At 51.6% G+C, this 1,372-nt stretch carries 2 protein-coding genes; both read left to right on the forward strand.

Going from position 1 to position 1,372, the window contains the following annotated elements:
• The coding region (locus ACOCD2_RS20040) for a hypothetical protein (RefSeq protein WP_419625952.1) at positions 1 to 218 on the forward strand (218 nt) is incomplete at its 5' end.
• Positions 218 to 1,240 carry a major capsid protein gene (locus ACOCD2_RS20045; RefSeq protein WP_419625953.1) on the forward strand — a complete coding sequence of 341 codons (1,023 nt, stop codon included), beginning with the start codon at positions 218 to 220 and terminating at the stop codon, positions 1,238 to 1,240. The genes ACOCD2_RS20040 and ACOCD2_RS20045, both read left to right, overlap by 1 nt.
• Positions 1,241 to 1,372: the final 132 nt, after the last annotated feature.

Here is a 1,372-nt window from a genome sequence, read left to right on the forward strand (position 1 = left end):
CTAAGGTAGCGTACGACAAATACGCTTCCCCCGCCCTTCAGGAGGTTTTGCAGGGAACGGGTCTTTCTTCACATCCGGAGGTTATTCGGATGTTCGCTAATCTGGGCAAAGCAGTTTCAGAAGACACGGGCATACCTGCCCAGGCGCTTACTTCTGGATCTGGTGTGGATCTTAAGGATGAGGCTACTCAGCTCAATGTACTCTATGGTAACAACTGATGGCGGTAACTGGTGGTAAACTGATAGATTTACCTGACCTGTATCTAAGGGCTGGGGGATTAACGTCGGGTGTAAATGCGGCGGAGCTCGTGCTGATTAACATTCTCAGCAAGATGTCTCCTGAATTGCATGATTCTTTTGTGCAACCTTGTAATAGTAAGGATGGGCTTTCATACAACTACTCGGTGCTTTCGAAGTTGCCAGAGGTGTCGTGGGGCCGGATCTACAAAGGTATTCCTACCAGTAAGTCTGCCCGCACATTGCAGAGTGAGACAACGGGCTGGATTGAGCAGGCTAGCGAGGTGGAGGAGCGTATCGTTGAGATCGCTGACAATGGGGCACAGGTCCGAATGGATGAGGCCATGACCTTCTTGCAGGCGATGGCGATCAAGGCGGCGGAGTCGTTTTGGTACAGTAACAGTGACTTGCACTCTGATCAGATCATGGGGCTGTCACCCAGGTACTCTGATAAGTCCTCAAAGCAGGCCAAGAACATCATAGATGCCGGCGGCACGGGCAATGACAACACGTCGGTATGGTTTGTGAATTGGGGACGTACCAAGGTCTCCATGATATATCCTCGGAATCTCCCTGCGGGGTTGCAGCGTAAGGATCGTGGAAAGCTCCCGACACAGGATGACAAGGGTGACACGTATTTTGTGTATCGTGAAGAGTTCGTATGGCATTTGGGGGTAGCAGTAGCGGACTGGCGGCAGGCCGTTCGAATCTGCAACATTGATGTGTCGGACCTGAAAGCGGGCACGGTTAATTTGCAGAAGCTGCTCCGAAAAGCCTTTTATGCGATGCCTGAGCTGGGTTATGGCGAGGGCTCCAACACGATTATCTACATGAACCGTGATGTGGAGGAAGCGCTCGATGCGGAGACTACTAACAGCACGGGTAGCGATAACTACGTGCGTCTCACCCCCGGGACGGTGCAGGGTTCCTTCATTCGAAGCTGGCGTGGCATCCCCATCCGGATAACGGATAACCTGCTGGTAACGGAGTCCCAGGTGACCTGATGATCGTCAGTAATAACCTTTACTTTTCTGAGAACCAGGTCTTTGACAGCAACTCAACGACCAGGTACAGCAACCCGGCTACTGTGCCATTTAATGAGCTGACGGGTGTTAAGAGTACGAATATTATAGATC

This window comes from Thiolapillus sp., from assembly GCF_048562965.1.
In the GTDB taxonomy this organism is placed as follows: Bacteria; Pseudomonadota; Gammaproteobacteria; order Chromatiales; family Chromatiaceae; genus Thiolapillus; species Thiolapillus brandeum_A.

What these genes read in the sequence shown, in the direction of transcription:
- ACOCD2_RS20045 (WP_419625953.1), top strand. Translation starts at nt 218, where the DNA reads ATGGCGGTAACTGGTGGTAAACTGATAGATTTACCTGACCTGTATCTA.